24 protein-coding genes are annotated in these 26,667 nt (G+C 32.4%); 16 read left to right on the top strand and 8 right to left on the bottom strand.

The window, feature by feature from the left end; genetic code table 11:
* Nucleotides 1-82 precede the first annotated feature (82 nt).
* From U0D62_RS06070 to U0D62_RS06085, 4 genes are all read left to right on the top strand, one after another.
* Nucleotides 83-532, top strand: a complete 450-nt coding sequence (locus tag U0D62_RS06070; RefSeq protein ID WP_322194527.1) for a 6-pyruvoyl trahydropterin synthase family protein — start codon at nucleotides 83-85, stop codon at nucleotides 530-532.
* Nucleotides 533-782: 250 nt separating this feature from the next.
* The gene (locus U0D62_RS06075) at nucleotides 783-3,638 is read left to right on the top strand and encodes a sensor histidine kinase (protein WP_322194529.1); all 2,856 of its coding nucleotides are present in this window, start codon (nucleotides 783-785) and stop codon (nucleotides 3,636-3,638) included.
* Between the two features lie 77 nt (nucleotides 3,639-3,715).
* Nucleotides 3,716-4,327 carry a response regulator transcription factor gene (locus U0D62_RS06080; protein ID WP_322194531.1) on the top strand — a complete coding sequence of 204 codons (612 nt, stop codon included), beginning with the start codon at nucleotides 3,716-3,718 and terminating at the stop codon, nucleotides 4,325-4,327.
* A gap of 108 nt (nucleotides 4,328-4,435) precedes the next feature.
* On the top strand, nucleotides 4,436-5,188 hold the full coding sequence (locus U0D62_RS06085; RefSeq protein ID WP_322194872.1) for a UDP-2,3-diacylglucosamine diphosphatase: 753 nt from the start codon (nucleotides 4,436-4,438) through the stop codon (nucleotides 5,186-5,188).
* A 25-nt stretch (nucleotides 5,189-5,213) separates the two neighbouring features.
* On the opposite strand, the gene U0D62_RS06090 is transcribed toward U0D62_RS06085, so the two are convergent.
* From U0D62_RS06090 to U0D62_RS06100, 3 genes are all read right to left on the bottom strand, one after another.
* A complete protein-coding gene (locus U0D62_RS06090; RefSeq protein ID WP_322194533.1) occupies nucleotides 5,214-6,164 on the bottom strand; it encodes an ABC transporter ATP-binding protein in 951 nt (316 codons plus the stop codon).
* A 124-nt stretch (nucleotides 6,165-6,288) separates the two neighbouring features.
* The gene (locus U0D62_RS06095) at nucleotides 6,289-8,457 is read right to left on the bottom strand and encodes a prolyl oligopeptidase family serine peptidase (RefSeq protein ID WP_322194535.1); all 2,169 of its coding nucleotides are present in this window, start codon (nucleotides 8,455-8,457) and stop codon (nucleotides 6,289-6,291) included.
* A 193-nt stretch (nucleotides 8,458-8,650) separates the two neighbouring features.
* Nucleotides 8,651-9,019, bottom strand: a complete 369-nt coding sequence (locus U0D62_RS06100) for a DoxX family membrane protein (RefSeq protein ID WP_322194537.1) — start codon at nucleotides 9,017-9,019, stop codon at nucleotides 8,651-8,653.
* Between the two features lie 183 nt (nucleotides 9,020-9,202).
* Here U0D62_RS06100 and U0D62_RS06105 point away from each other — a divergent pair, with 183 nt between their 5' ends.
* Together U0D62_RS06105 and U0D62_RS06110 are read left to right on the top strand one after the other, a co-directional pair.
* The gene (locus U0D62_RS06105) at nucleotides 9,203-11,749 is read left to right on the top strand and encodes a M14 family zinc carboxypeptidase (protein WP_322194539.1); all 2,547 of its coding nucleotides are present in this window, start codon (nucleotides 9,203-9,205) and stop codon (nucleotides 11,747-11,749) included.
* Nucleotides 11,750-12,041: 292 nt separating this feature from the next.
* Nucleotides 12,042-13,727 carry a T9SS type A sorting domain-containing protein gene (locus U0D62_RS06110; RefSeq protein WP_322194541.1) on the top strand — a complete coding sequence of 562 codons (1,686 nt, stop codon included), beginning with the start codon at nucleotides 12,042-12,044 and terminating at the stop codon, nucleotides 13,725-13,727.
* Nucleotides 13,728-13,830: 103 nt separating this feature from the next.
* Here the strand turns inward: U0D62_RS06110 and U0D62_RS06115 are convergent, their stop codons facing one another.
* The 4 genes from U0D62_RS06115 to U0D62_RS06130 form a co-directional block, all read right to left on the bottom strand.
* Nucleotides 13,831-14,823: an aspartate-semialdehyde dehydrogenase gene (locus tag U0D62_RS06115; RefSeq protein ID WP_322194543.1), complete on the bottom strand. Its 993-nt coding sequence runs from the start codon at nucleotides 14,821-14,823 to the stop codon at nucleotides 13,831-13,833.
* Nucleotides 14,824-15,047: 224 nt separating this feature from the next.
* On the bottom strand, nucleotides 15,048-15,467 hold the full coding sequence (gene mscL, locus U0D62_RS06120; RefSeq protein ID WP_322194545.1) for a large conductance mechanosensitive channel protein MscL: 420 nt from the start codon (nucleotides 15,465-15,467) through the stop codon (nucleotides 15,048-15,050).
* A gap of 102 nt (nucleotides 15,468-15,569) precedes the next feature.
* Nucleotides 15,570-16,682, bottom strand: coding sequence for an alanine racemase (gene alr / locus U0D62_RS06125; protein WP_322194547.1), 1,113 nt, complete (start codon nucleotides 16,680-16,682; stop codon nucleotides 15,570-15,572).
* Entirely contained in the window at nucleotides 16,675-17,322 is a 648-nt protein-coding gene (locus U0D62_RS06130; RefSeq protein WP_322194549.1) for a thymidine kinase, read from the bottom strand. Before U0D62_RS06130 ends, alr begins: the two co-directional genes overlap by 8 nt.
* Nucleotides 17,323-17,425: 103 nt before the next feature.
* Here U0D62_RS06130 and U0D62_RS06135 point away from each other — a divergent pair, with 103 nt between their 5' ends.
* The 10 genes from U0D62_RS06135 to U0D62_RS06180 all read left to right on the top strand — a co-directional run bounded on the left by U0D62_RS06135 (nucleotide 17,426) and on the right by U0D62_RS06180 (nucleotide 25,244).
* On the top strand, nucleotides 17,426-18,235 hold the full coding sequence (locus tag U0D62_RS06135; RefSeq protein WP_322194552.1) for a hypothetical protein: 810 nt from the start codon (nucleotides 17,426-17,428) through the stop codon (nucleotides 18,233-18,235).
* Nucleotides 18,236-18,249: 14 nt separating this feature from the next.
* Nucleotides 18,250-18,594 carry a DoxX family protein gene (locus U0D62_RS06140; RefSeq protein ID WP_322194554.1) on the top strand — a complete coding sequence of 115 codons (345 nt, stop codon included), beginning with the start codon at nucleotides 18,250-18,252 and terminating at the stop codon, nucleotides 18,592-18,594.
* A complete protein-coding gene (rsmI, locus tag U0D62_RS06145; protein ID WP_322194556.1) occupies nucleotides 18,595-19,269 on the top strand; it encodes a 16S rRNA (cytidine(1402)-2'-O)-methyltransferase in 675 nt (224 codons plus the stop codon). It abuts the gene before it with no gap.
* 92 nt (nucleotides 19,270-19,361) lie between these two features.
* Nucleotides 19,362-19,709 (top strand): HopJ type III effector protein, encoded by a 348-nt coding sequence (locus U0D62_RS06150; RefSeq protein ID WP_322194558.1) that lies wholly within the window; start codon nucleotides 19,362-19,364, stop codon nucleotides 19,707-19,709.
* Nucleotides 19,710-19,830: 121 nt separating this feature from the next.
* Entirely contained in the window at nucleotides 19,831-20,490 is a 660-nt protein-coding gene (locus U0D62_RS06155) for a M50 family metallopeptidase (RefSeq protein WP_322194874.1), read from the top strand.
* A 190-nt stretch (nucleotides 20,491-20,680) separates the two neighbouring features.
* Nucleotides 20,681-21,448, top strand: a complete 768-nt coding sequence (locus U0D62_RS06160) for a hypothetical protein (RefSeq protein WP_322194560.1) — start codon at nucleotides 20,681-20,683, stop codon at nucleotides 21,446-21,448.
* A 32-nt stretch (nucleotides 21,449-21,480) separates the two neighbouring features.
* Entirely contained in the window at nucleotides 21,481-22,137 is a 657-nt protein-coding gene (locus tag U0D62_RS06165; protein ID WP_322194562.1) for a hypothetical protein, read from the top strand.
* Nucleotides 22,107-22,889: a sensor histidine kinase gene (locus U0D62_RS06170; RefSeq protein ID WP_322194564.1), complete on the top strand. Its 783-nt coding sequence runs from the start codon at nucleotides 22,107-22,109 to the stop codon at nucleotides 22,887-22,889. Before U0D62_RS06165 ends, U0D62_RS06170 begins: the two co-directional genes overlap by 31 nt.
* A gap of 35 nt (nucleotides 22,890-22,924) precedes the next feature.
* Nucleotides 22,925-23,578: a response regulator transcription factor gene (locus tag U0D62_RS06175; protein ID WP_322194566.1), complete on the top strand. Its 654-nt coding sequence runs from the start codon at nucleotides 22,925-22,927 to the stop codon at nucleotides 23,576-23,578.
* 343 nt (nucleotides 23,579-23,921) lie between these two features.
* On the top strand, nucleotides 23,922-25,244 hold the full coding sequence (locus tag U0D62_RS06180; protein ID WP_322194567.1) for a phophatidylserine decarboxylase associated domain-containing protein: 1,323 nt from the start codon (nucleotides 23,922-23,924) through the stop codon (nucleotides 25,242-25,244).
* A gap of 83 nt (nucleotides 25,245-25,327) precedes the next feature.
* Here U0D62_RS06180 and U0D62_RS06185 read toward each other — a convergent pair whose 3' ends face one another.
* Nucleotides 25,328-26,200 (bottom strand): AraC family transcriptional regulator, encoded by an 873-nt coding sequence (locus U0D62_RS06185; RefSeq protein WP_322194569.1) that lies wholly within the window; start codon nucleotides 26,198-26,200, stop codon nucleotides 25,328-25,330.
* Between the last annotated feature and the right edge of the window lie 467 nt (nucleotides 26,201-26,667).

Here is a 26,667-nt window from a genome sequence, read left to right on the forward strand (position 1 = left end):
GTTCTTGTTGTAGTTTACTTTATTAATAAAAGGAAGAGACGATAATCTTCCTTAACTTTGCAAAAAATTACGACTTATAGCAATGAGTAAAATCAGGATTACCAAGCAATTTTCTTTTGAAACAGGCCACGCTCTATATGGATATGATGGTAAATGTAGAAATGTTCACGGACATAGTTATAAATTAAGTGTTACTGTAATCGGGACTCCTATTACAGATACTTCTCACGTAAAACTAGGCATGGTAATCGATTTTGGCGATCTTAAAAAAATCGTTAAAGAAGATATCGAAGATGTTTTTGATCACGCTACTGTATTTAATAAAAATACACCTCACGTAGAATTAGCAAAAGAACTGGAAAACAGAGGACATAACGTAATACTTGTTGATTATCAACCTACCAGTGAAAATATGGTGATCGATTTTGCTAAAAAGATTAAAGCTAGATTACCGCAGAATATAGAACTACATTCTCTAAAACTTAAAGAAACTGATACTTCGTATGCCGAGTGGTATGCAAGTGATAATTAAAAAAGCCGCTAACTGCGGCCTTTTCCCCAAACATAATTAATAACGTATCTGATAAAACATATCAACTAATTCGCTATCGATTGATTTTTAAACTTAGTAATTAACCAAACTAAAACTCAATCTCAAATTTAGTTTATAAAACTATGAGTAATCCCACCCTTTTCGGGTGGTTTTTTTCAACTTTGAATGATTAATTTTATACCATAGTCAAAATTCAATTTTCACTAATAATCTATTCTTATATTTAATAATGATCAGATCTTGGTTTAGTATATTATTTCTATTCCCAATAATTACCTTTTCGCAAATAAAATTTACACATTTTAAAACCGAAAATGGATTGCCTCATGATTTTACTTTTCAGGTTTTTCAGGATGATGACAACTATATCTGGGTAGGTACTGATGATGGATTAGCAAAATTTAACGGAAATGAGTTTAAAGTATTAAATCATTTAGATGGTTTTAGAACCAATTATATTATTGATTTAAAAAAATATAATACTGATACAATTGCTGTTGCTGTCTGGAAAGGAGGACTTCATTTTATGAAAAATGATTCTGTGCTCAAACCTGCTATAAAAAATGATAGTTTGACCAGAACAGGTGAACTACATGTCTTAGGAAAAGATGTTTTTTCTTCTGATAATAAAGGAGGATATTATTTGTATGAAAAACAAAATGGTATACTATTTACAAAAAAAAAGATAGTGCTTCAGGAGGATGATCAAGGAAACATTTCACTTACTATTGGAGAAAATAAGATCCCTACATATAACCGAAGTGTTGCTATAGATGATAAATTATATTTCTATCGAGGTATTTTTTCCTGGTCAAGTACTAAACTATTAAAAGGGATATATAAATATAAAGAAGGAAAAGTAAAGCAAACATTCTCTTTTTTTAAAAACGATTACATCAATAGTTTAGGAAAATATGGCATAGACACCTATTATGCTACCATCAATGATCGGTTTTATATTTTTAATACTGATAGTATTATCAAAGAGGAAAAATATAACTTCAACAATGGTTCTATTCATAAATATGCAGAAGCTAGTTATTGTAAAGTTTTTGTAGTAAATGATAAGGAATCAGGAAACGATGTAATCCACATATACGATAAGAAAAAGGATACCTGGCAAATCTTAACAGATCAAATTGATTCTAAAATATTGGCTAGTGGAGTTTTTGTTGACAAAGATGAAAATATCTGGATTACATCAAAAGCAGATGGATTGTATCAACTGTCCAAAGATGCTGATTTTATAAAAGAAAGCATATTAGATAATAACTACATTGACGATATTGCTGTAGGTGATAAAGGTGCTGTCTTTTTTCTAAAACAAAAACATATCTATGGATATAACTATAAAACAAAAAAACAAGATGATCAGATATTAAAAACAGATGTAGGTTCTTTTGCTCAAAGAAAAGTAGAAAACAATAAGATTTTTTTAGCTTCTCCAGGTTATGAGAAAGAAAAAGAAACTATTTTAGATCATGAAATATACAGTACATATAAGCTCACCAAAAAAATCGGAAGGGTTAATTTTTTTTATAATGAATCCTGCTTTTATGGAACGAATAAGAATTCTCAACAATCTGTGAATCTTTGTCTAAAAGAGAGGTTAATTAATGATATAACCATTGTTGGTGATGAATTATGGATTGCGACAAATATTGGAATCCGGATTTATGATTTAGACTCATTAGAATACAAAAGGAAAGTTAATTTAGAACCTGGGATAAAAAAGAATTATATAAAACAGATCGATTATGATGCTGAGCAAGGGATATGGTTTGTATCTTCTGATGGTTTATCTTTAATAAAAAAGAATGATGAAATTATTCACTTCGGAAAAGAAGACGATCTGGAGTCCAATAAAATAAATGACATCTATTTGGATGATTTAGGAGTATTATGGATAGCTACTCAGAAAGGTTTTTCCATATTTAAAGACAATATGTTTTACAATTTTGGAGGTAATGAAAAATTACGATCCTCTTTTACTTCCAGAATTGTCGAAGACGATAACAATCAAATTTGGATTTCCGGAAACAAAGGAGTGGTCAGAATTGATAATACCAAGTCATTTACCCCAATTACCCCTCCTAAATTAATCGTCAATCAGTTAAAAAATACTTTTGAGTTGGATGTGATTGATTACTCAGGAAAAACCACCACCATCCAGTATAGATCCAATAAAAATGAAGCTTGGAAAGCTATTGAGTCAAAAACATTAGATGTAAATAAATACGCAATAGGGGCATATAACTTACAATTTAGGGCTAGGAACCCAAATAGTGATTGGGAGTATTCTAAAGAACATTTCTTTCAGATAAAACAAAAATGGTATAAAAAATTATGGTTTATTATAGGTATCGCTTTTATAATAACCACATTGACTTCTTCTTTAATATTTCTTCAACTTAATGCAGTTCGTAAACGAAATAGATTATTACAAGAAACCATTGCTCAATCTCTAAAGTTAGAAAAAGAACTAAACACAGTAAGAGAAAATGTAGCTCAAGATTTTCATGATGAACTTGGTAATAAACTTGCCGGAATTACTGTAATGTCAGAAATGATGATGAAAGATAAAGAGCTACAAAAATCAAAATCTATCGATATGATTGCCCAAGTTAGAAAAGACGCCAAAGACCTTTATTTTGGGATTAAAGATTTTGTGTGGTCTATTGATTCAAAAAGTGACAACTTAAAAGAATTAGTATTTTACCTGATCGATTTTGGAGAAGATCTTTTTCAGAACAAGGGCGTTGTTTTTAAAACCAAAAAACAACTCCCTCAAGAGATCACAAGACTTCCTTATTATTGGAGTAAACAGTTACTACTTTTATTTAAGGAAGTGATGACCAATAGTTTAAAACACGCGAATGCATCTGAAGTAACTTTAAGCTTTGGCATTGATCAAAACACATTAAAAATTAAATTTATAGATAACGGTACTGGATTTGATGCTTCAAAACTAAAACGTAAAAATGGGCTCATAAACATGGAAAATCGAGCCAAAAAAATTGGAGGAAAATTATCTATTCATTCAAAAAAAGGAACAATTGTTATTTTTGAAGGTAATTTATCTTAATACTACCCTTTTTGGGTGAGAAAACTACCAGTTTTATTTGTGATCTTTGCATCATAACCAAAAAAACAAACCAACTATTGAAGAAAGTAGTACTTATAGAAGATTATGAAATCGTATTACGATCGTATACTGAAATCATTAACAATACTGAAGATTTTGAAGTAGTAGGAGCGTATATTAGTTGCGAAGATGCTTTTAAAGAAATAGAACTTCTTAATCCCGATTTTGTACTCATTGATATTACTTTACCAGGAATGAGTGGTATCGAAGGTATCAAACATATTAAGCATAAGCTTCCTGATACATCTATTATTGTGGTTAGTGTTCATGAAAACTCTAAATATGTTTTTGATGCTCTCTGTGCAGGAGCCGTAGGGTATCTAACAAAAAGTAGTGGTCAAGAAAAACTCTTACAAGCATTGTATCAGGCAAAAGATGGAGGAGCCCCAATGAGTATTAATATCGCTCGAATGGTAGTAGAATCTTTTCAGGAAAAGAAATTTGATGAACTTACAGAGCGTGAAAACAAGGTTCTAATTCTATTAGCTGAAGGAAAAAGTTACGCTAATATCGGAGAAGATCTAAATGTGAGCCATAACACCATAAAATATCACGTCCGTAATATTTATGAAAAACTACACGTTACTAGTAAAGCAGAAGCCATCAAACTCTTAAAAAAGAAATCTTAATACTATAAAGGTTTCAAGTCTTCGATGCAGTAAAACCATTATATTTGCTTTAGAAATATAACAACTATTAAGAAGTTTAAGGGTTTGAAACAAGAAGATCCACATCACATACAATTTCCTGAAGGTAAAAAAATATATTTTGCGTCTGATAACCACTTGGGAGCACCTACCTCAGAAAAAAGCTTCCCTAGAGAGCAAAAATTTGTAAAATGGTTAGATGAAGTAAAAAAAGATGCTGCCGCCATTTTTTTATTAGGAGACCTTTTTGACTTCTGGTTTGAGTATAAAACTGTAGTTCCTAAAGGTTTCACCAGAACATTAGGCAAACTAGCAGAAATTACAGATTCTGGTATCCCTGTGTTTTACTTTGTAGGTAATCATGACCTATGGATGAATGGATATTTTGAAGAAGAATTAAACATTCCTGTATATCATAAACCTCAAGAATTCATGTTTAACAACACTTCCTTTTTTATTGGTCACGGTGATGGTTTAGGGCCAGGTGATAAAGGTTATAAACGCATGAAAAAAGTGTTTACTAACCCTGTGGCTAAATGGTTCTACAGATGGCTACATCCAGATCTTGGCGTTAAACTTGCACAATATCTTTCTGTAAAAAACAAACTGATATCAGGAGATGAAGATGTTACCTTTTTAGGAGAAGAAAATGAATGGTTGGTGCAGTATTGTAAAAGAAAACTAGAAAGTAAACACAGAGATTATTTTGTATTTGGGCATAGACATCTCCCGATGGAGATTCAGCTAAATGAAATATCACGTTATACCAATCTTGGAGATTGGATCGTTCATTATACCTACGCCGCTTTTGATGGTCAAAAACTTACTTTAGAAAAGTATTAATTTTTCGCAAAGTATCGACTAAGAATCATTGATTTTTTCGCAAAGTAATCCCTATCATTTCCTGAGGGTTGATCTTGGTATCGTGTTCAAAAAAAATAACTGAATCATTCAAAACGGCTTCAATCAAATAATGATTCCCTTTAAAGTAAGAATCTTTGACTTTTACCAATGTATTAGCGTTATTATCTACTTTTATTTCATTAGGATAAACAAGAATGGTTTCTGCAGTATCTGATTCATTAAAGTAAGAAGTCTCTATTTTATTCACTTCTCCAAAAAGGGAAGCCACATAATAATCGACAGGGTTATGATATAACTGTATCGTATTCTCTTTTGTCAAAATCTCGCCCTGTCTAATCACGATGGTTTCATCTGCAAAAGACAGAATATCCGTTTTATCATGTGTGGCAGTGATGCTGGTAATCTTATTTCGTTTTAAGTACCTAAACAAGTTCCTTCGCAATGAGCTTCTTCTAAAGTTATCAATGTTCCCAAATGGCTCGTCAAGAAGTAATAATTCTGGTCTTTTTGCTAATGCTTTTGCCAAAGCAACTCTTTGTTTTTGACCTCCACTAAGGTTTTCTACCTTGGTATCAGCAAATTCTTTCATTTCTACTATCTCTAATAATTCATTAACACGACCTCTTTTTAAATCAGGCTCAAAATTAGAAAGGTATTGTCCGATATTTTCTGAAACACTTCGGTACGATTGTAATTCGAATCCTTGCGAGAGGTATTTCATATTTTCTTCTCCAGGAACCAGGTTATAATCAGGACCTAGTATTTTTTTCCCATTCCAGGATAGCTCTCCTTTATCTATTTGCAGCAAACCATAAATAATTTTTAGCAAAGTACTTTTTCCACATCCACTGGCTCCGATAAGAGCAATGTGTTGTCCTTTTTCTATGGTAAAACTCACATTTTTTAATACGGGTAGCTTATCGTAAGCAAATGATATATTATGGACTTCTAGCATATTTCAAATATATTGAACTTTATATCAAATTAAACATAAAATCAGGCTAATAATGAATTGAATAAACAAAAAAATCCGCTTCTTTTCAGAAAGCGGATTTTTGTTATTTTTAGAAATAAAAAGATTATCCTTTTACCTCATCTGTTACTTTTTCTGGTAATACTTCATATCCCATATTATATAAAGTAAATCCAAAAATATCTGCATATTGCTCTATTGTTTTACTTACTGGAGTTCCTGCACCGTGACCCGCATTGGTTTCAATTCTGATCAATGTAGGGTTTTCTCCACTTTGCTTAGATTGAAGTTCTGCCGCAAACTTAAATGAGTGTGCTGGTACTACTCTATCATCGTGATCCCCTGTTGTTACCAAAGTAGCTGGGTACTGCTTTCCTTCTTTTACATTATGTACAGGAGAATAGCCTTTAAGGTATTCAAACATTTCTTTGTTTTCTTCTGCAGTTCCATAATCATACGCCCAACCTGCTCCTGCAGTAAATGTATGATAACGTAGCATATCTAATACTCCTACTGCTGGCAATGCTACTTTCATCAAGTCTGGACGTTGCGTCATCGTAGCTCCAACCAATAATCCTCCGTTAGAACCTCCTCTAATCGCCAGATAATCGCTAGATGTATATTTGTTTTCTATTAAATACTCTGCAGCTGCAATAAAATCATCAAATACATTTTGCTTTTGTGTCTTTGTACCTGCTATATGCCATTTCTTACCATATTCTCCACCACCTCTTAGGTTAGGTACTGCATATACACCTCCTTGTTCCATCCAAACAGCATTAGCAATACTGAATGATGGTGTTAAACTAATATTGAAACCTCCATAACCATATAATATTGTTGGGTTTTTACCATTTAATTCAATCCCCTTTTTATATGTAATAATCATAGGTACTTTGGTACCGTCTTTTGAATTATAAAATACCTGTTTGCTTTCATAATCTTCTGGATTAAAGTCGATCGTAGGTTTACGATATAGCTCAGAAGTACCTTCGGCAATATTAAACTTATAAATACTTCCTGGCGTTTTATAATTTGTAAAAGAATAATATAGTTCTTTATCTTCTTTTTTAGCTCCAAATCCATTGGCACTACCTACTCCTGGAAGTTCTATTTCACGAATTAATTTTCCGTCATAATCATACTGCTTAACTTTAGAAACAGCATCTACCATATATTCTGCAAAGAAATAACCTCCTCCAGTACCTGGGCTAAGTACGTTTTCAGTTTCAGGAATAAAATCTACCCAATTATCTGGTGCAGGATTAGAAGCATCTACAGTAACTATTTTTTGATTAGGTGCATTAAGATTAGTAGCTATATATAGTTTAGAACCAACATTTTCTATAATATAACTGTCACTATCTGTATTATCAAGAATAGTAACCAATTTACTATTAGGTTTTGTTAAATCCTTAATAAACAATTTATTTCCAGATGTTGATGTACTGGCAGAAATAACCAAATAACGATCATCTTCGGTTACATTACCTCCTATGTATCTGTGTTTCTCTTCTGGTGTTCCTCCAAAAATCAGTTCATCTTCTTTTTGAGAAGTCCCTAATTTATGATAGTATACCTTATGCTGATCAGTTTTTGCAGAAAGCTCACTTCCTTCTGGCTTATCATAGCTTGAGTAATAAAAACCTTCGTTACCTCTCCAGGAAATTCCTGAAAACTTAACATCTACCAGAGTATCTTCGATAATTTCTTTGGTTTCAGCATTTTTAACAATTACTTTTCTCCAGTCACTACCTCCTTCTGAAATAGAATAGGCAAGTAATTTACCGTTTTTAGAAAAGCTTGCTCCTCCTAGTGAGGTAGTACCATCCGCACTAAATGTATTTGGATCCAAAAATACTTCTGGTTTATCTCCTTCATTTTTAAATCTATAGATAACATATTGGTTTTGTAACCCATCATTTTTATAAAAATAGGTATACTCTCCTTCTTTAAAAGGTGCTCCAACCTTTTCGTAATTCCAAAGACTAGATAAACGATTTTTTAACTCTTCTCTAAAAGGTATTTTTTCAAGATATCCAAAAGTCACTTTGTTTTGTGATGTAACCCAGTTTTCGGTTTCTTCACTTCGGTCATCTTCTAACCAACGATATGGATCTTTAACCTCTGTACCAAAATAAGTGTTTGTTGTATCAACTTTTTTAGTTTCAGGATAGTTCAATGGAATATAAGTTTTAGCGGTTTCTTCTTTGGTTTCATTTTTACATGCGATCATGGTAAAAACCATAAATAACATAAAAAGTATTCTTTTCATAATGGGTGTTTGTTTGATGTAACTCACAAATCTATTAAAAGAACTATTGCCAAATGCTAAAGAAAATATAAAAAAGACTGCTTTATAGCTTGCATAAAGAAATAATTCTTTTCTTTTTCATTGCTTTGGGGTTTAGCAACGATTTTGGCAACTATAAGAGCAGTCCGTATTTTTTATTATATAAAAAGAAGTTTTAGAATAGTGCTTTGTACTTATCCCAATTTTTGTAGATCAGAAATGTGTTTACAAGAAATACAAATATAGCGGGACCAATATTAGCAGGATCTAATGTTCCGTGAAACAAAATTATATTTACAGAGATAGGAGCTAAAAGTACTAATGCAAACGGAACAGATTTACCAATTACCAGTAAAAGTCCAACCACCACTTCAATAATTCCTACTGTTTTTAATACATAACTTCCCGCTAGAGCACTAAAAAGAACTCCTGCATCTGGATTTGCAAATTCAAATTCTGGAAGAAATCCAAAAAACTTATTGCTTCCAAATACAATCAGCAAGATCCCTAGTATTATTCTTAATATTAGTATTAGTTTATTCATTATATTCTTTTTTGTTAGTAAGTAGTTCTATATTAGATGTAAACATGTTAAAAACCTTACAAAACATTTAAAATACTCTTAAAAAATGTAAGGTTTTGAAAGAAATACCTGACTTAAACTGTATTTTTTTATTCTGAAAAGTTTCAGCTACTTTTACAAATACATCTTTTAATCTTTGCACTGATGAAATTCATACCTCTCTTAAAACTTACCCTCTTTATTTGTTTATGTTCTATTATTTCTGCTACTGCGCAGGATTATTTTTTTAAGGATAAAGCACCTTTTAATAAAGAGATTCCTTCTCCCGAAGAATTTCTTGGATACCCTATAGGCCAACAGCATACCAGACATGATCAAATTGTAGCATATTTGACCAAACTTGCTGAAATTTCTGATAGGGCAACCATTTCTAGTTATGGCAAAACTCATGAAAACCGAAAACTGGTTATTCTTACAATTTCTACACCCGAAAATCTAAATCAAATCTCTAGTTTAAAACAACAGCATTTAGATTTTACTAATCCATCTAAGACTCCTACAAATTATAATGAAATCCCTATTTTTATTCAATTAGGATATAATGTACACGGCAACGAACCTTCTAGTTCTGAGGCTGCTATGTTAACAGCTTATACATTAGTAGCTTCTAATAGTAACGAGGTAAAAAACTATATTGAAAATGCATTCATTTTTATTGACCCTACAATTAATCCAGATGGTCGTGACAGGCATACGCAATGGGCAAATCAATTTAGAGGGAATCCTTTAGTTAGCGATAATTATGATGCAGAACACAATGAAATGTGGCCTCGAGGTCGTACCAATCACTATTGGTTTGATCTTAATCGTGACTGGTTATTAGCTATAAATCCTGAAAGTCGAGGAAAACTAAATTGGTATCACCAATGGTACCCTAATGTGGTTACTGATTTTCATGAAATGGGTACTAATAGCACCTATTTTTTTGAACCTATGAAACCTATTGGTTCTCAAGATCCTATTATGCCCAAAGAGAATTATGAAGATTTAAACAATCTATTTGCTCCATATTTTTCTAATGCTCTTGATAATATTGGATCTCTTTACTTTACCAAGGAAGCTTTTGACGGAACATATCCAGGTTATGGTTCATCATATCCTGATCTACAGGGAGCTTTGGCATTATTATTTGAACAAGCCAGTTCTAGAGGGCATTTGCAAGATACAGATTATGGTACTATATCATTTCCTTTTACGATTCGAAATCAATATATTTCTAGTATTGCTACAGTAAAAGCAGCTGTAGAGAATAAGGGTACACTTCGTAAATATCAGCAAGATTTTTTCAAATCTGCCGTCTCCAGTGTTTCTAAAAATGGTTTTGCAGCTTATGAATTTGGTGATGCCTATGATCAAAACCGTAATAAAGCCTTTATAGATAAATTATTACTTCATAAAATAAAAGTCTATAAAAAAGGAAATCGATATGTCGTACCAGTAAAGCAACCTCAACAACGTATGGTACAAACTGTTTTTGAAACTTATAACAAATACCGCGACAGTGTATTTTATGATGCTTCGGCCTGGAGTTTGGCTAATTTCTACAATATGAATTATAAAGGGGTAAAATCTGTAAACCCAGAACAAGAAATTACATCTACCGATGCATTAGTACAAGTTTCAAAAGTAACCAAGTCCAATTATGCATATATTATGGATTGGGATGATTACAATGCTCCTGCTGCTTTGTATTTTATGCAATCAAAAGGATTAAAAGTAGCTTCGGCCTTTAAACCATTTAGTAATACTACAACAAATGGAAATAGAAGCTTTAACTACGGAAGTATCATGGTTCCTGTAAGTAAGCAGAAAAAAACCAGTGATGAAGTATATGCTATCGTAAAAGAAGCTCAGGACGCATTTAATGTACCTATATATGCTACTAATACCGGATTTAGTACATCTGGAATTGATTTGGGAAGTGGTAATTTTGAAAAACTGGATACTCCCAAAGCATTATTGTTGATTGGAGATGGAGTTAATTCGTATGAAGCCGGAGAAGTATGGCATCTATTAGATACTCGGGTTCATATGCCTATTACTAAATTGAAAGTGAGTAATTTTAATCGAGTTCCTTTAGAAAAATATAACACCTTAGTAATGGTCTCAGGAAGGTATGGTCAATTAGATTCCCTCAAACAGAAAAAAATTAAAGATTGGGTTTCAAAAGGCAATACCTTGGTAACTATTGCCAATGCATCTAAATGGGCAATTGATAAAAAGATTGTAAAAGAAAAATTAATAAAAAAAGAAAAAGATACTACAAAGAAAAAGACAGTAAAGCGATTACCATTTGTAAATGCAGGAGAAAACATCGGGCGTGAACGTCTGGGTGGTGCTATTTTTGAGGTTGATCTGGATGTTACACATCCTTTGGGCTTTGGATATCGTAGAAATTCGCTACCAATATATAAAAATAACGAGGTGTTTATTGCTCCTAGCAAAAACCCATATTCTACTGTCGCCAAATACACAGAAGATGCACATATCGATGGTTACATTTCTAAAAATAATTATAAGAACTATTTAAAACCTTCTGCCTCTCTAATTGTAAGCAAACTAGGTGGTGGCCGAGTTATTCTATTTGCTGACAATCCTAATTTTAGAGGTTCTTGGTATGGTACAAATCGATTATTTCTAAATGCTTTATTCTTAGGAAAACATATTTATGTACCTAATGTGAGAGAATAATATAGATCATTTTTATTGTATTCTTTCTTATACATTATCAATTTACAAAGGCTTAAAAATTTATTTTTTAAGCCTTTTTTCTGTTTTTCTTGCAAAGAAATTAATCTTCTTCTCCCATTTTCCCTTGTGTATTCTAGGTTTCTTACTATTTGTTACAAAAAGCACACAATAAGGTTTTACCTCATTGTTTATCAGACATTTAACCCTTGTTATTCATACTGTCATTTCCTTACTTAGTAGAACACCAATTTAAATTACAGAAAACTTATTTATTAACTAATTTAATTATATCATGAAAACAATTCTATGTAGTATAGTATGTTGCTTTTTAGTAAGCTTTGGTTACTCACAGTTTCAACGTACTTATGGAACCGAAAAAACAGAAGTTGGAACTTCTCTAACACAACTTAGAGGGCCTGAAAAAGGATATCTTATTGCTGGATATACTTCTAATAACTTTATAGGAGGTCTGGACGCAACTCTGGTAAAAACAGATTTAGATGGCAATCAAATTTGGTCTCGTGTTTATGGTGGTCAGGATGCTGATTATTTTCATTCGGTAAGACAATCCACCTTTTTAAGTACTAGTGCCTCTGCTTCATATGTTGCGGCAGGTGCTACCCGAAGCTACGGTTTTGGTGCTGGAGACGCATTTCTTGTAGGAGTAGATACTAATGGTGCTCCCGTTTTTTCAGGTGTTTATGGTGGGGATCTATACGATGTTGCCTATTGTGTACAGAATATCAAAGACGAGAATGGCAGACCTGGTTATATTATGGTAGGTGAAACCAGAAGTTATCCCAACGCTTTTCCTGGAACAAATGTGTATGTTGCTCAAACAGATCATATGGGTAATCTTGTTAGAGCGACTGTAATAGGTGGCAGAGGAGATCAACGAGGTTTCTGGATAGAACAAACAGAAGATGGAGGGTATATTATATCAGGATCGACCACAAATTATTGGTGTGGTGCTAGTTCTACTCTTGCAAACCCGCCCATCGATCTTTTTGCTATTAAATTAAAACCCAATTTAAATATGGAATGGAATCGCATTATTGGATATCCTAAAGAATTAGATCCTTCTATAAGGTATAGAAATATTGCAACGTGTGTAAAGCAAAATCGACAAGGCAATTATGTTTTTACCGGGATTACCAATAGTTTTGGTATTAACAATTCTTATGATGCCTTTTTGCTATACTTGAGCGGAACCGGTAACTTTTTAGGTCTCAAAACTTACGGAACAGAAAGAAGAGAATTAGGTTATACACTCGAAGAAACATTTAATTCATTTGGTAATCAATCCTATACAATAGTTGGTCAGCAAACGATAGCTTCCAGAAAAGCAATGCTATTTCAAACAGATGGTGGTGGTAATCTGCAATGGGCACGAGATTATGGAAGAGACGGAAATGAAGGAGGTTTAGAACTAGTAACAGATGATTATGATAAAGGATTTGCGTTTACAGGATATACTACATCATTTGGGGCTGGTCTTCAAGAAATATATCTTGTAGAGACTACCGATACCGGAAAAACTGGTACTTCTTGTGAAAAAGAAATTGATCTCAAAGAAATAAAGCACGAGCCTTGTATTACCAAAAGTGCCCAACAGATTTTTGTAGACGATTATAGAATAATAGATCTTCCAGTAGAAAGGGTAGAATACAAAGAAGATCGTTGTGGCCGAGCAAGTGGTTTCAAGACCGATGATATCAAATCATCAGAAATTGAATCAGGTTCTCTATTATTTCCGAACCCGGTAAATAATCTTCTTACCATAAAACCTAATAAAAAAGAGCAAATCACTAATATTCAGGTTTTTGATATGCAAGGCAAAGAAATTATTAAAAACATTCCATCCGGTAAAACGGAAGATATAACATTATCAACAGAAGGGTTAAATCCAGGAATGTATATTATTAAATTAATTACCAAAAACGGAGAAAACCGATTGATGAAATTTCTAAAGAAATAAGGTTTTCAAGGCTTAAGCCTGACTAGGAAAGTTAATTCTACAAAAAAACGAAGCCCTTACTTTTATAATAAAAGTAAGGGCTTCTTAATATAATGGTGGTTATTTAGCCTATTAAATTGTTTTCAATCAGGTATTCACCTATTTGTACTGCATTTGTAGCTGCTCCTTTTCTTAGATTATCAGCTACAACCCACATATTTAACGCATTCTCTCTAGAATGATCTCTTCGTATCCTTCCCACAAATACATCATTTTTACCTTCTGCATAAATTGGCATTGGATATGTATTTGTATCAGGATTATCCTGTACGGTCACTCCTGGAGTCTCATTAAGGACTTGTCGAATCTCATTCTCTCTAAAGTCATTTTCAAATTCAAGGTTTACACTTTCGCTATGCCCTCCAACTACAGGAATACGAATTGCCGTAGCTGTAACAGCTATCGTACGATCGTCAAGGATTTTCTGAGTTTCGTTTACCAACTTCATTTCTTCTTTGGTATACCCATTTTCCTGGAATACATCACAATGAGGAATTGCATTGCGGTGAATAGGATAAGGATAAGCCATTTCTCCTTTCTCACCAGCATATTCATTTTCTAACTGCTGTACTGCTTTAACACCTGTACCAGTAATAGATTGATAGGTAGAAATAATAGCGCGTTTAATCTTATATTTATCATGTAGTGGCCCTAATGCCATAACTAGTTGTATTGTTGAACAATTAGGGTTTGCAATAATCTTATCATCTTTGGTAAGGTCCTTTGCATTAATTTCTGGTACCACTAATTTTTTGGTTGGATCCATTCTCCAGGCAGAAGAATTATCGATTACTGTTACTCCTGCTTCAGCAAATATAGGCGCCCATTCTAATGATGTACTTCCGCCGGCAGAAAATAAAGCAACGTCAGGTTTCATTTCTACTGCGGTAGAAAGCCCTACAACCGTAAACTCTTTATCTTTATAAGATATCTTTTTACCAATTGATCTTTCTGAAGCAACAGGAATTAATTCCGTTATCGGAAAATTACGCTCTTCTAATACTTTTAACATTACGGTTCCTACTAACCCAGTAGCACCTACTACAGCAACTTTCATAGCTTTATTATTTTATTCTTTTGCTTATGCAAAAATCCTAAACTTTTTAAATTCCAGCAAATGTCTGGATTATTTATTAGACTCACATCAAAAATTTACAAATTACATAAATTTAAACAACTTGTTAAATATATAACTCACAGTAAAAAGAACCGCTCATTAAGAGCGGTTTAGTTAGAATATGTAGTATAGCGGTCGCTATAGATAAATTCTTTTTTATAAAATTATTGCTTCTTCAGTAAATCTCTGATTTCTGCTAATAACTCTTCCTGTGTTGGACCTGCTGGTGCAGCTGGTGCAGCCTCTTCTTTCTTTTTACTTTTTTCATACGCTTTAAGCACAATAAAAATAAAAAGACCCACAATGATAAAATTGATTATAGCCTGAATTAAATTACCGTAGGTCATAACAGCTGCGCCCGCTTCTTTTGCTGCTGCAAGGTTTGCATATTCGCCTCCATCAAGCGCAATGAATTTTTGTGTAAAATCTGTACCACCGGTTATAACACCCACAACTGGCATAATTATATCTGCAACCGCAGAACCTACTATTTTATTAAAAGCACCGCCAATTACTACTGCGGTGGCCAAGGCGACGATATCTCCTTTTAATAAGAAAGATTTAAAATCTTTAAAAAATCCCATACTATGTTAAATTTTAGATGATTAGTATTTGTCTAATTTAACAAAAACTTGGCATTTCATTAAAAACTTTGATAACTATTATTCGGTTTTTTTCGACAAACATCAATTATTGTCGACTATTATCCTTTTTACCCTTGGAGAAATTGCCGTTAACAATTCATAAGAAATAGTCCCTGCACTTTCAGCAACTGTAGCGGCATTTGATTGCGCATCAAAAATAATTACCTCATCTCCTTCTTTACAGTCAATATCAGTAATATCTACCATTATCATATCCATACATACATTACCTATAATATATGCTCGTTTATTTTGGATCATTACGAATCCTTTTTTATTACCGTATTGTCTGCCTATTCCATCTGCATGTCCAATAGGGATTGTAGCAGTTTTTGCATATCCTGGAGCAGTATATGCTCTATTATATCCTAATGTTTCTCCTGGTTCCAGCATATGGATTTGAGAAATAATGGATTTTAAAGATGCTACCGGTTTCAACTGGGCGTCATATTGAGCTTCATTACCATATCCATAAAGACCTATTCCTGCTCTTACCATATTGAAATGAGCTTCAGGATAATTAAGGATTCCAGAAGTATTAGATTGATGCAATATTGGAGTGTAACCTAACTTATCAATCATTTCTGAAGCAGTTTTCTTAAAAGAATTGATCTGCCCTAATGTAAATTCTCTTTCAGAATGATCTTCACTTGCGGCCAAGTGTGAAAACATCGAAACAATCTTAATTGAATTTGTTTCTTTTAATCTTTCTATAATATGTTCTACATCGTTTTCCCAAAAACCTAATCGATTCAGGCCAGTATTAAACTTAATATGAACAGGGTATTCTGTTTTACTTAATTTTGAAGCAACAGAAACAAACTCTCTTAAAATACGAGGACTGTATAAACTTGGTTCTAGTTGATGTTCTATTAATTTAGTAAAGTTTACTGGCTGTGGATGTAATACTAGAATTGGTTTGGTAATTCCTGCTTCTCGAAGCATAATACCTTCAGAAACATAAGCAACGGCAAAATAATCGTTTCCTATTTCTTGCAAATGCTTTGCTATTGCCGTCACATCACTTCCATACCCAAATGCTTTTACAACAGTTAACATCTTTACACCTAGAGCTACTTTACTTTTTAAATATTTAAAATTATGGGTAAGATGAGCCAGGTTAATTTCTAAAACGGTTTCCTTTGTATCACTCATCAGTATTTTCAGAATTTTTTGATACTTCTTTAGGCTCCTGAACTTCTATGTCTTTTACCTTTTCTTTAAGCATCGCTTTATAATATGCTGCTCTACTTAAAGGTTCATATTCGTCTGTTTCTCCAAGCAAAACTAAGTCATCTTTTCTCGATTTACGATAGCTAAACTGAGCAAGGTTACCGGTTCTAGTACAAACTGCATGTACCTTAGTTACATACTCTGCTGTTGCCATTAATGCTGGCATAGGGCCAAACGGGTTTCCTTTAAAATCCATATCTAATCCCGCAACAATAACCCGAATCCCTTTGTTTGCCAAGTCATTGCAAACAGATACAATTTCATCATCAAAAAATTGTGCTTCGTCTATTCCAATAACATCACAGGTATCTGCCAAAATTCTAATATTTGCAGCTGCAGGAACTGGTGTAGAACGAATCTCATTGGCATCATGAGAAACTACCATTTCATCATCATAACGAACATCTATTGCAGGTTTGAATATTTCAACTTTTTGTTTAGCAAATTGCGCGCGTTTTAATCTTCGGATCAATTCTTCGGTTTTACCCGAAAACATAGAACCACAGATTACTTCTATCCACCCAAATTGCTCCTTATGATTTACTGTATTTTCGAGAAACATTTTGTATTTTTCAGCATCAATTAAATGATATCCTTTACTTTTTTAAAAGATGGGGTAAATTTATTAAAAATCAATAAGCAGTATACAAACGAATTAGAAAGTTATGAAGAAGAAATTGGAAGCGGAGCTCATAAGTATTGCACATAGAATATTACAACTTAAAGATAAGTCTACCTTACCTCAATTGCAAAACGAGGCCAAACAACTATATGAAAAGCTCACAATTCTTAATTTTGCAGAGTCATATTTATCAGGCCCTCAACCTACTATAGGTCAAGTCACAGCTGCATTGGATGTAGAAATTGAACAAGAAAAAGAAGAGGAAACACCTAAAGAGGTAATAAAGCCTATATTACATCTAAGTGAAAAACCTGAAATAGAAGAAACTCCTGAAACTATATTTAATCTTGATGAAAAAGAATTGACTTCCGTCAAAGTTGAAGAAGTAGAAGAAGAGAACAAACCTGAAATCGTTATTGAAAAAATCAATGCAAAAGTTACCGAGGATCTTTTTGTACCTGCAGTTAATGAAGAGTCGATTGTTGCTAATATTACAACAAATGAATCGATCTATGAAAAAAATGACAAAGAAGACATCGGAGAAGCTCCAAAGTCAATACCCGCTGCAGAAACCGTTAATAATCTTGAAGAGAAACCAAAATCTCTTAATGATCAACTTAAAAAAGGTATCAATATCGGATTAAATGATCGCTTGGCTTTTATTAAGCATCTTTTTGAAGGAAGCTCGACTGACTATAATAGAGTACTTTCTCAACTTAATACTCTTAATAGTAAAGGAGGAGCAAAACAGTTTATTATTAATATGGTAAAACCCGACTATAATAACTGGGAAGGAAAAGAAGAATACGAAGAGCGTTTTATTGATATTGTATTGCGCAAATTCGAATATTAATTAAAAAAATGTTTATGAAAATTGTTTATTGGATTGCTACCGCTGCTCTATGCGCAATAATGTTATATTCTGCTCAAATGTATTTTAGAAATACCGAAATGGTAGAAGGATTTTTTGAAAGTTTTAATTACCCAAAATATATTGTAATCCCTTTAGCAGTTGCTAAGGTATTAGCAGTAATTGCTATTCTTACCAATAAAATAAAATGGATCAAAGAATGGGCATATGCCGGAATCTTTTTTGATCTGGTATTAGCCAGTATGGCCCATCAATACGCTGGGCATCCTATAGGAATGTCTGTCTATGCTATTCTGATTCTAGCGATTTCGTATGCAACCGGAAAAAAAGTAAGACCTTAAATGTCTAAATTATATCTCGTACCTACGCCCATCGGTAATCTGGAAGATATGACTTTCAGAGCTATTAAAGTACTTAAAGAAGCTGATTTGATATTGGCTGAGGATACACGAACAAGTGGGAAGTTATTAAAGCATTTTGACATTACCACTCCTATGCAAAGTCATCATATGCATAATGAACATAAGACTGTTGATCGTGTCATACAAAAACTACAAAGCGGAGAAGTAATTGCATTAATAAGTGATGCCGGAACACCTGCTATAAGTGATCCTGGTTTTTTGTTGACCCGTGCCTGTGTTGCACAAAAGATTGATGTAGAATGTCTTCCTGGAGCTACTGCTTTTGTACCAGCTTTGGTTAATAGTGGATTGCCCAATGATAAATTTGTCTTTGAAGGATTTCTGCCTGTAAAAAAAGGAAGGCAGACCCGGTTAAAATTACTGGCAGAAGAAACAAGAACTTTGATTTTTTATGAGTCCCCCCACAAACTCATCAAAACCTTAGGAAATTTTATCGAGTATTTCGGAGCGGATCGTCAGGTTTCAGTTTCTCGCGAACTAAGCAAACTTCATGAAGAAACCGTTCGTGGCACCGTACAAGAAGTCTTACAACACTTTGAAAATAAACCTCCCAAGGGTGAGATCGTTATTGTCTTAGAGGGCAAAAAAGGATAATTAGCATACTTTCACTCTCTTTTAGATACTATTCGAAGCTTTTAAATCTATAAAATTCACAAAATCTTTTTAACAATAATTAAATTACAGTAATGACTATCATTAATTTTTTAGAAAAACTAAAAAACTCACCTGAAGAAGTTTCATTTCAAGAAACCATGGATGTAATAAATACAAACTATAGTTTTGAGAATACAGCATTCACTAATGGAAATACAACTAATGAAGCCGGGCAAAATTCTGGTTCTTGTAAGTTATTTTCTTTTGCAAAACTTCATAACCTTACTAAAGAAGAAACGCTTTCTTGTTTTGGTTCTTATTATAAAGATGTCTTAAATACTCCAAAAGGTGATGATCATCAGAACATCCGTAATTTTATGAAAACCGGATGGGATAAGGTTTCTTTTGAACAGGAAGCATTATCATTGACAAAGAACTAAATATTCTCATTTATGCTCTTTGTAACTTTTTTTAATCATTACTACTAATACATATGTAAGTATATTTATAAAATAAAGAGCGATTTATAAGAAATTTGATTATACCATTTTACTTATTGCTATAGTAGTATTCATACTATGGTATCTTCCTTATTTTGGTTGGATTCAATATCCATTTCGGTTATTAGGTACCTGGTTTCATGAAATGGGTCATGGACTTACAGCCTTATTTGTAGGAGGCACGTTTGAACGCTTAGAGATATATGAAAATGGTGGAGGGGTTGCTTATTCTGATATTGCAGGAAGTTATCTGCCCTATGCTATAGCAAAAGCTTTTACCGCAGCAGGAGGATTATTAGGCCCTGCTATTGTAGGAGCATTACTAATAATTTCTGGAAAATCTCATAAAAGTTCCAAGATAGCCCTTAGGGTTTTAATAGGAATAATGATTCTTTCGCTATTGCTATGGATCAGGTCTTTTTGGGGTATTGTCGTATTAAGTTCTTTCTCTATCTTTCTATGTATAATTACATTTTTTAAGAGCAGAAAACTAGAAGTAATCACCATTTTATTTTTAGGGCTACAATCTGTCTTAAGTACATATCTTCAATTAGACTATCTATTTACTAAACAATTTGAAAGAGATGGTTCTATTCTGGTTTCTGACACACAGGTAATTGCCGAAAATACTGTTGGCACTTATTGGATGTGGGCTATTTTTATCATTGGTTTAAGTATTTATATTCTTTGGAAAAGTCTTCGGTTTTACCTAAAAAAATAATTATTCTGCTTCAGGGTTTATAGTTAATACCATTAATACGTCGTTGCTTTTTTCTACATCCCTATTACTGCTATGTGGTAAATACGTGTTTTACCCATGGTATTTACCTGTTAATCTGTTTGGAACCAAGTATTCACAAGTTTTTTGATTAATTTTAGTAGCCAATTATTAACCCATAAGCACACAAATCATGGAAAACACAGTCGTACAGAATAAAGATGTAGAAGCCATAAATAATTTTAAAAAAGATATACAACGATGGAAGGATGAAGACATCCTGAGATTAGCAAATCATTTTCACAAAAGACAGCTTAATAAATCCCTTGGAATACAATATCGAAGAGTTTCAGAATTTGAATTAGAAAGCAAAGATGTAGGAAGATTTAATAAAGTCATGGCAAATAAAATTAGTGCCTTTAAAGTTCATCTGGCCCTCAAAAAAGAAAATCTAGAAGCTTATACTTTTTACCCTGTCTTCGGGATTCTGAAAAAAGGAGCAAAAGAAGAAGAATATTTTAAATTAGTACCTTCTGAAATTGAAATCCCAGAAGATGGAGAAAAACAAACCGAAGGAGATGTTGTTCCAGGACAGTTTAAAGAAATGATTGGCCGAAACTGGGATAATATCGATAATCATTTGGTAGATGATCTTTTTATTGCAGCTGCGGGAATTACACGAGTAAGAGTGCATCATTATTACATAGGAAAAGAGATGATTAGTTATATTCAAAAACTTGGAATTTTAAATAAAATAAAACTATATCCTGGAGTTGATATGAATAAGTTTCAACACAAACAAATGATCTCATTTGCACCAACTATTGGGTTTGAAACAATTCCAAATAAAAAACCACTTGAAGCATTAGGTCTTAAAGGTATTTTAGAAATTTTACCAGAATCAAATGAAGTTTTTGTAGAGTATTTAAGACCATGTCCTCCAACTTGTCCAGGAGAATAAAAATTAAATTATAAATACTTTAAATCTAATCAATGAACAAGGAACTATTTGAAAATCTAACTTTAGTAGCTTCTGTTTTTTTGATAGCTCCTTTAATCTTGTCAATTTTTAGATATAAATTTTTAATTGATCAACAAAAGAAACTCTTGTTCTTGATTTGTATAACAATAATCGTAGAAATAGTATCATGGATTCTTTGGTATCAAAAAATGAATAATTTACCTCTTTATCATTTCTATACTATTATAGAATTTTTATTGATTGTTAATATTTACAAAACTGTATTATCAAAAACGTTTCCGAAATGGTTTTTTAATTTTTTGAGTATCGGTTTTAGCGTATTTGCAATAGTTAATATTTTGTTTTTACAAAACCTGAATACTTTTAATTCTAATGCTACAACGTTATTAAGTATTTTGGTCATCTTTTTTTCACTTAGTTATTTTTATACTTTACTCAAAGAAGTACGTTATAGTGCCCTGGAGACAAATCCTATGTTTTGGATCAATTCAGGGTTTTTGATTTATTTTTCCAGTAACTTGATCCTGTTCTTTATTAATAACAATTTATTTAAAGGATCTACAGAAGCTAGTTATTTGGTTTGGGGCCTTCATGCCATCGTAAATATAGTACTAACGTTGTTTTATACCATCGCTTTATGGGTGAATCCGAAGAAGCAATTACTTTAAAAATTATCATCATTGGTATGATTGTAATTTTTCTACTATCACTATCAGTGATTGTATTTTTTATTATTTATCAAAGAAGGTTATTAGCTCAACAAAGAAAACATCAAAAACTAGAATCTGATTATCAAAAAGAACTATTAAAAACCTCTATCCAAAGTCAGGAAGAAGAAAGAAACAGGATTGCCAAAGAGCTACACGATGATGTAGGAGCTATGTTAACTACAACTAAGCTATATTTTGGGCAAATAGTACCAGAATTACCACCTGATGAGCTTTGGAAAATCACTAAAAAAACCAGAGGTTTTCTAGATGATATGATTCATAGTGTACGAAGCATTTCGCAAGATCTAAGACCTGTGATTCTTGAAAAACTTGGATTGATAGAAGCTATACAGAGTTTAGTACAAAACATACAAGATTCTGGAAAAATTGAAATTTCTTTCTCTAATCATACATCACACACTATTGCAAAGTCAAAGGAACTCAATTTATACAGAATCATACAGGAATTAATTACTAATACACTAAAACATGCTAATGCATCTAGTATAAATATTAAACTTAAAAACGAAGAAGGTATATTAATTATCTTATATGAAGATGATGGAAAAGGGTTGGATCAAAAAAACTTGTCTCACAAAAAGGGGTTAGGTCTTAAAAACATAGAAAGTAGATTATCGGTGTTGTCAGGAGAGATACATTTTTTGCAAAAAAAATCAGGTATGAGAGTTAAAATCATCTGCCCTTTATAAGATAATCATTCATAAAACAAATTAATCACACTATCATGAGTACAATAAAATTAGGCTTGATTGATGATCACAATCTATTTCGCGAAGGCATAAAATCATTATTAGACAAAATGCCTGATATCGATCTGGTATTAGAAGCGGTAAGTGGTAAAGATTTACTAACAAAGCTAAATAATGTAATTCCAGATGTGATTCTTTTAGATCTGGAAATGGAAGACATGAATGGTGTAGACGCTACTCTAAAACTACAATCATTATATCCGGATTTGAAAATTATTATCCTTACCATGCATAAAGAAGAGCGCATGATTTCTTATTTAATGGAAGTAGGTGCTAATGGATATTTACTAAAGGATACAAATCCTGTAGAATTAGAAGAAGCGATCCGATCTACCTATGAAAAAGGATATTACTTTAACCCTTATGTTTCTCAGGCTCTACTAAAAGGATTAAAACATAAAAGCAGCGCTCCTCCTTCTTTAGGAAAAGATTATCATCTTACAGAACGAGAACGAGAAGTACTAGAGTTAATCACCAAAGAATTTACTACTGCACAAATTGCAGAGCAACTCTTTCTTAGCATAAGAACTATTGAGGGTCATCGTAAAAATCTGATGAGCAAACTAGGTGTAAAAAATACTGCTGGATTAATCATAAAAGCTGTAAAAGAAAAAATCATTTCTGTCTAAACCCTACTACTTTTATTGTATAAATCAGGTATTTCTACTTATAGGAATCCTGGATATTATACTATAGCTTTATACTGTAAGGTAATAATCACCTTAACCTTAACCTTAACCCCGTTTTATACATTAAAGCTTTATTATAAAGATTACTGGTATTTAAAATAGTAGATAGCCAGTCTTTATACTTTAAGCAATACCCCTAACATTTTACAGAAGTAATTAATCAGTTTCTAAAATTCTGATTCTTAAAAAAGAAATATTTACGCTCTTAATTTAATATGACAATTCTCAGGGTTTTCTGACTTAGTCAGGAAATCTATAATTTCTAGAAAAAAACAAACAGACAATGAGTGATTTAACCAACAACACTGCTCCAAAAACCAATTTTAAAAAAGCTTATGCTCATCGTTTCGGTGTAATTTCGGGATATCTACCCAAAGATGAAGATTATATCGGAAAATGGTTAAGTGATATTTTACAAAAAGCAAAAGATTCATATCCCGGTGGTGCTTTTCAGCCATCAGTTGAAGCCATGAAAATAATGCTTGAACAAAATTATCGCTTACGAGAACAGGTTAATATAATGATTGTTGAAGGTTTTTTGATTCACAAAATCTATGAACCTCAAACAAAATACGGAATCGAAACGATCAATGATATGCTAATTGCTATGAATTACATTATCCAACGAGCTCCCAGATTTGAACCCAATGTCGATCATTCAGCATTTCCCATGTCAGGACTGTTTGTCTATATGATGGCAACTCCAGCAGGATGGAATGTTTTCAGGGTTACTAAGTTTAACATTCATCTTAGGATTATCCTGAAAGCCTGGTGCGGATACCTTAATTCGCCTGCATCCCTGGATGTTGTCACAACAGCTCCCAAAGGTTGGCTTTCTCCTCAATCAGTTATTAACAATAACCTGACTCAATTCGTCACCAACTCTGATATGATAGAAGATCCTATTCATTGGAACTTTAAATCATATAACGATTTTTTTCACCGACAAATCATACCGATTTGTCGACCTCTGGACGGGAGAGATAACGATACAGTAATTGTCTCTGCTAATGACGGAACCATATATCGCATTGCCGAAAATGTAAGAAGAGAAACTGATTTCAATTTAAAAAGCCAACCATATTCATTGGTTAAAATGCTTAATAATAATTTTGTTGATGATTTTGTAGGAGGTTCTGTCCTGCAAACTTTTTTGAGCGGCCATGACTATCATAGATGGCGTGCACCAATATCCGGTAAAGTTATAAAAACGGAGGTAGTACCTGGATATATGTTTAGTGAATTACCATCAGAAGGTTTTGATCCATCTGCCGGTACAGAATCACAGGGATATGAAGCTAATGTAAATACCAGAGGATTGGTTTTTATTGAAAGTGATAATAAAGCAATAGGAAAAGTATGTGTAATCCCAATCGGAATAACCGAAATATCTTCGATTACAATAGATATTAAAGAAGGTGATTATGTTAAGAAAGGACAGGAAATAGGCAGATTTAGTTATGGAGGGTCCAGTATGTGTTTAGTTTTTCAGAAAGGTGCCGTCAAACAGTTTACTGTAGTAAATCCAGATAAAGGAGTAGATTCGAATAACGGACCATTTGTTAGAGTAAACGCTCAAATTGCTATCGCCAATACATCTTCATAAAAATACTTTAAAATAAAAACTCTATCTATTGCTTAAACATTTATGTCTGATTAAACTATTATTTCTAACTAATATGAAGAGCGTTAGAAAAAACTTCTTGTACCGTTAAAATTTTGCCTGAATTCTGACGGTGTACAGTTTTTGTGTTTTTTGAATATTCGATTAAAATTAGAGATATTATTAAACCCGCAATCAAAACAAATTTCAGAAATACTTTCATTCGTTTCCATCAATTTTCGTGTAGCAAAACCTAAACGTAAATCATTAACAAATTCAATAAATGTTTTTCCGGTACGTTGCTTAATTAATCTACTAAAAGAGATTACAGTCATATTTATAACCGCTGCTGCATCCTCGACTTTGATTTTTTCTGTGTAATTATTCTTTATATAATGGTATACTTTTTCGATACGTTCGCTATTGTGAAAATCATTTTGATCTTCGAATGAAAGATTGGTTAGCATTTTTTTGTTTCTGGAAATTGCTAAATCATATAATAAGGATTGAAAGTCCAGAAAGTTATCAAAACCGCTTTTTTTACTAATCAATTTAAGTTTGCTCTCCACACTTCTTGCAGTCTCTTCAGAAAATAAAATACCGTGATTTGCATGCTTAAACAATTCTTTTATTGGTTTAAAGATGTTTTTATTGAGCATAGGAGAGTTAAACAAATACCTTGGAAACTGGATAGTGATCTCATGTAATGTTTGACTAGTATCATTTTTATAATTTTCCCATCCGTGGTACACATTAGGACCAACCATGACAAGCTCGTATTCCTCTATTTCTCCAATATGATCTCCAACTACTCTTTTGGCTCCTGTGCCGTTATGTATAAAATTAATCTCATATTCTGGATGAAAGTGAATTGGAAAATTAAACTTTTTAAGCTCCCTATCAAGGACCAAAAAACAGTCACTTTCTTTTAATGGAGTAATTTCTCTATGGATACCCATGATCAAATTATTTCGGTTTTGATGTAAAAATACATTTTTATTGAAATAATAGTACACATACAATGACTTTTTCAGAATAATATCCTTAACACAAATTTGATATGTAATCATCATTCAAATTACTGAAAATAAATAGTTTATACATAAAAGATTTATAACAAGCAACAGTGATATTGATCAAAAATATGGTAATTAAGAATATTTTTGATAAAATAGTATTATATCTTGATATAAAGGTACTAGTTGTTATTCTAGTATTAATATAGCTTTGAAGAGTGTTTGTTGACGGGAAACGATAAACCTCATAATTTCTTATATCAAGATTAGTTATATTTCATTTTGTTCAGAAAAAGATCTTTAAAAACTTGGTTTTTCTTTAACACCTATGTTAGTAGTTTCTTTTTTCGAATAAAATTCATGTGATAAATGAGTATCTATCGTTCTAAATTTTAATTGAGATTAAACCA

Origin of the sequence: Aquimarina callyspongiae (assembly GCF_034322225.1) — a bacterium.
Lineage (GTDB): Bacteria > Bacteroidota > Bacteroidia > Flavobacteriales > Flavobacteriaceae > Aquimarina.

Coding starts and splice junctions, on each gene's coding strand:
- U0D62_RS06130 (WP_322194549.1), bottom strand. CDS start 17,322: ATGTTTCTCGAAAATACAGTAAATCATAAGGAGCAATTTGGGTGGATA.
- U0D62_RS06180 (WP_322194567.1), top strand. CDS start 23,922: ATGAGTGATTTAACCAACAACACTGCTCCAAAAACCAATTTTAAAAAA.
- U0D62_RS06075 (WP_322194529.1), top strand. CDS start 783: ATGATCAGATCTTGGTTTAGTATATTATTTCTATTCCCAATAATTACC.
- mscL (WP_322194545.1), bottom strand. CDS start 15,467: ATGGGATTTTTTAAAGATTTTAAATCTTTCTTATTAAAAGGAGATATC.
- U0D62_RS06175 (WP_322194566.1), top strand. CDS start 22,925: ATGAGTACAATAAAATTAGGCTTGATTGATGATCACAATCTATTTCGC.
- U0D62_RS06090 (WP_322194533.1), bottom strand. CDS start 6,164: ATGCTAGAAGTCCATAATATATCATTTGCTTACGATAAGCTACCCGTA.
- U0D62_RS06070 (WP_322194527.1), top strand. CDS start 83: ATGAGTAAAATCAGGATTACCAAGCAATTTTCTTTTGAAACAGGCCAC.
- rsmI (WP_322194556.1), top strand. CDS start 18,595: ATGTCTAAATTATATCTCGTACCTACGCCCATCGGTAATCTGGAAGAT.
- U0D62_RS06115 (WP_322194543.1), bottom strand. CDS start 14,823: ATGAAAGTTGCTGTAGTAGGTGCTACTGGGTTAGTAGGAACCGTAATG.
- U0D62_RS06150 (WP_322194558.1), top strand. CDS start 19,362: ATGACTATCATTAATTTTTTAGAAAAACTAAAAAACTCACCTGAAGAA.
- U0D62_RS06095 (WP_322194535.1), bottom strand. CDS start 8,457: ATGAAAAGAATACTTTTTATGTTATTTATGGTTTTTACCATGATCGCA.
- alr (WP_322194547.1), bottom strand. CDS start 16,682: ATGAGTGATACAAAGGAAACCGTTTTAGAAATTAACCTGGCTCATCTT.
- U0D62_RS06160 (WP_322194560.1), top strand. CDS start 20,681: ATGGAAAACACAGTCGTACAGAATAAAGATGTAGAAGCCATAAATAAT.
- U0D62_RS06100 (WP_322194537.1), bottom strand. CDS start 9,019: ATGAATAAACTAATACTAATATTAAGAATAATACTAGGGATCTTGCTG.
- U0D62_RS06110 (WP_322194541.1), top strand. CDS start 12,042: ATGAAAACAATTCTATGTAGTATAGTATGTTGCTTTTTAGTAAGCTTT.
- U0D62_RS06135 (WP_322194552.1), top strand. CDS start 17,426: ATGAAGAAGAAATTGGAAGCGGAGCTCATAAGTATTGCACATAGAATA.
- U0D62_RS06105 (WP_322194539.1), top strand. CDS start 9,203: ATGAAATTCATACCTCTCTTAAAACTTACCCTCTTTATTTGTTTATGT.
- U0D62_RS06170 (WP_322194564.1), top strand. CDS start 22,107: ATGGGTGAATCCGAAGAAGCAATTACTTTAAAAATTATCATCATTGGT.
- U0D62_RS06140 (WP_322194554.1), top strand. CDS start 18,250: ATGAAAATTGTTTATTGGATTGCTACCGCTGCTCTATGCGCAATAATG.
- U0D62_RS06165 (WP_322194562.1), top strand. CDS start 21,481: ATGAACAAGGAACTATTTGAAAATCTAACTTTAGTAGCTTCTGTTTTT.
- U0D62_RS06185 (WP_322194569.1), bottom strand. CDS start 26,200: ATGGGTATCCATAGAGAAATTACTCCATTAAAAGAAAGTGACTGTTTT.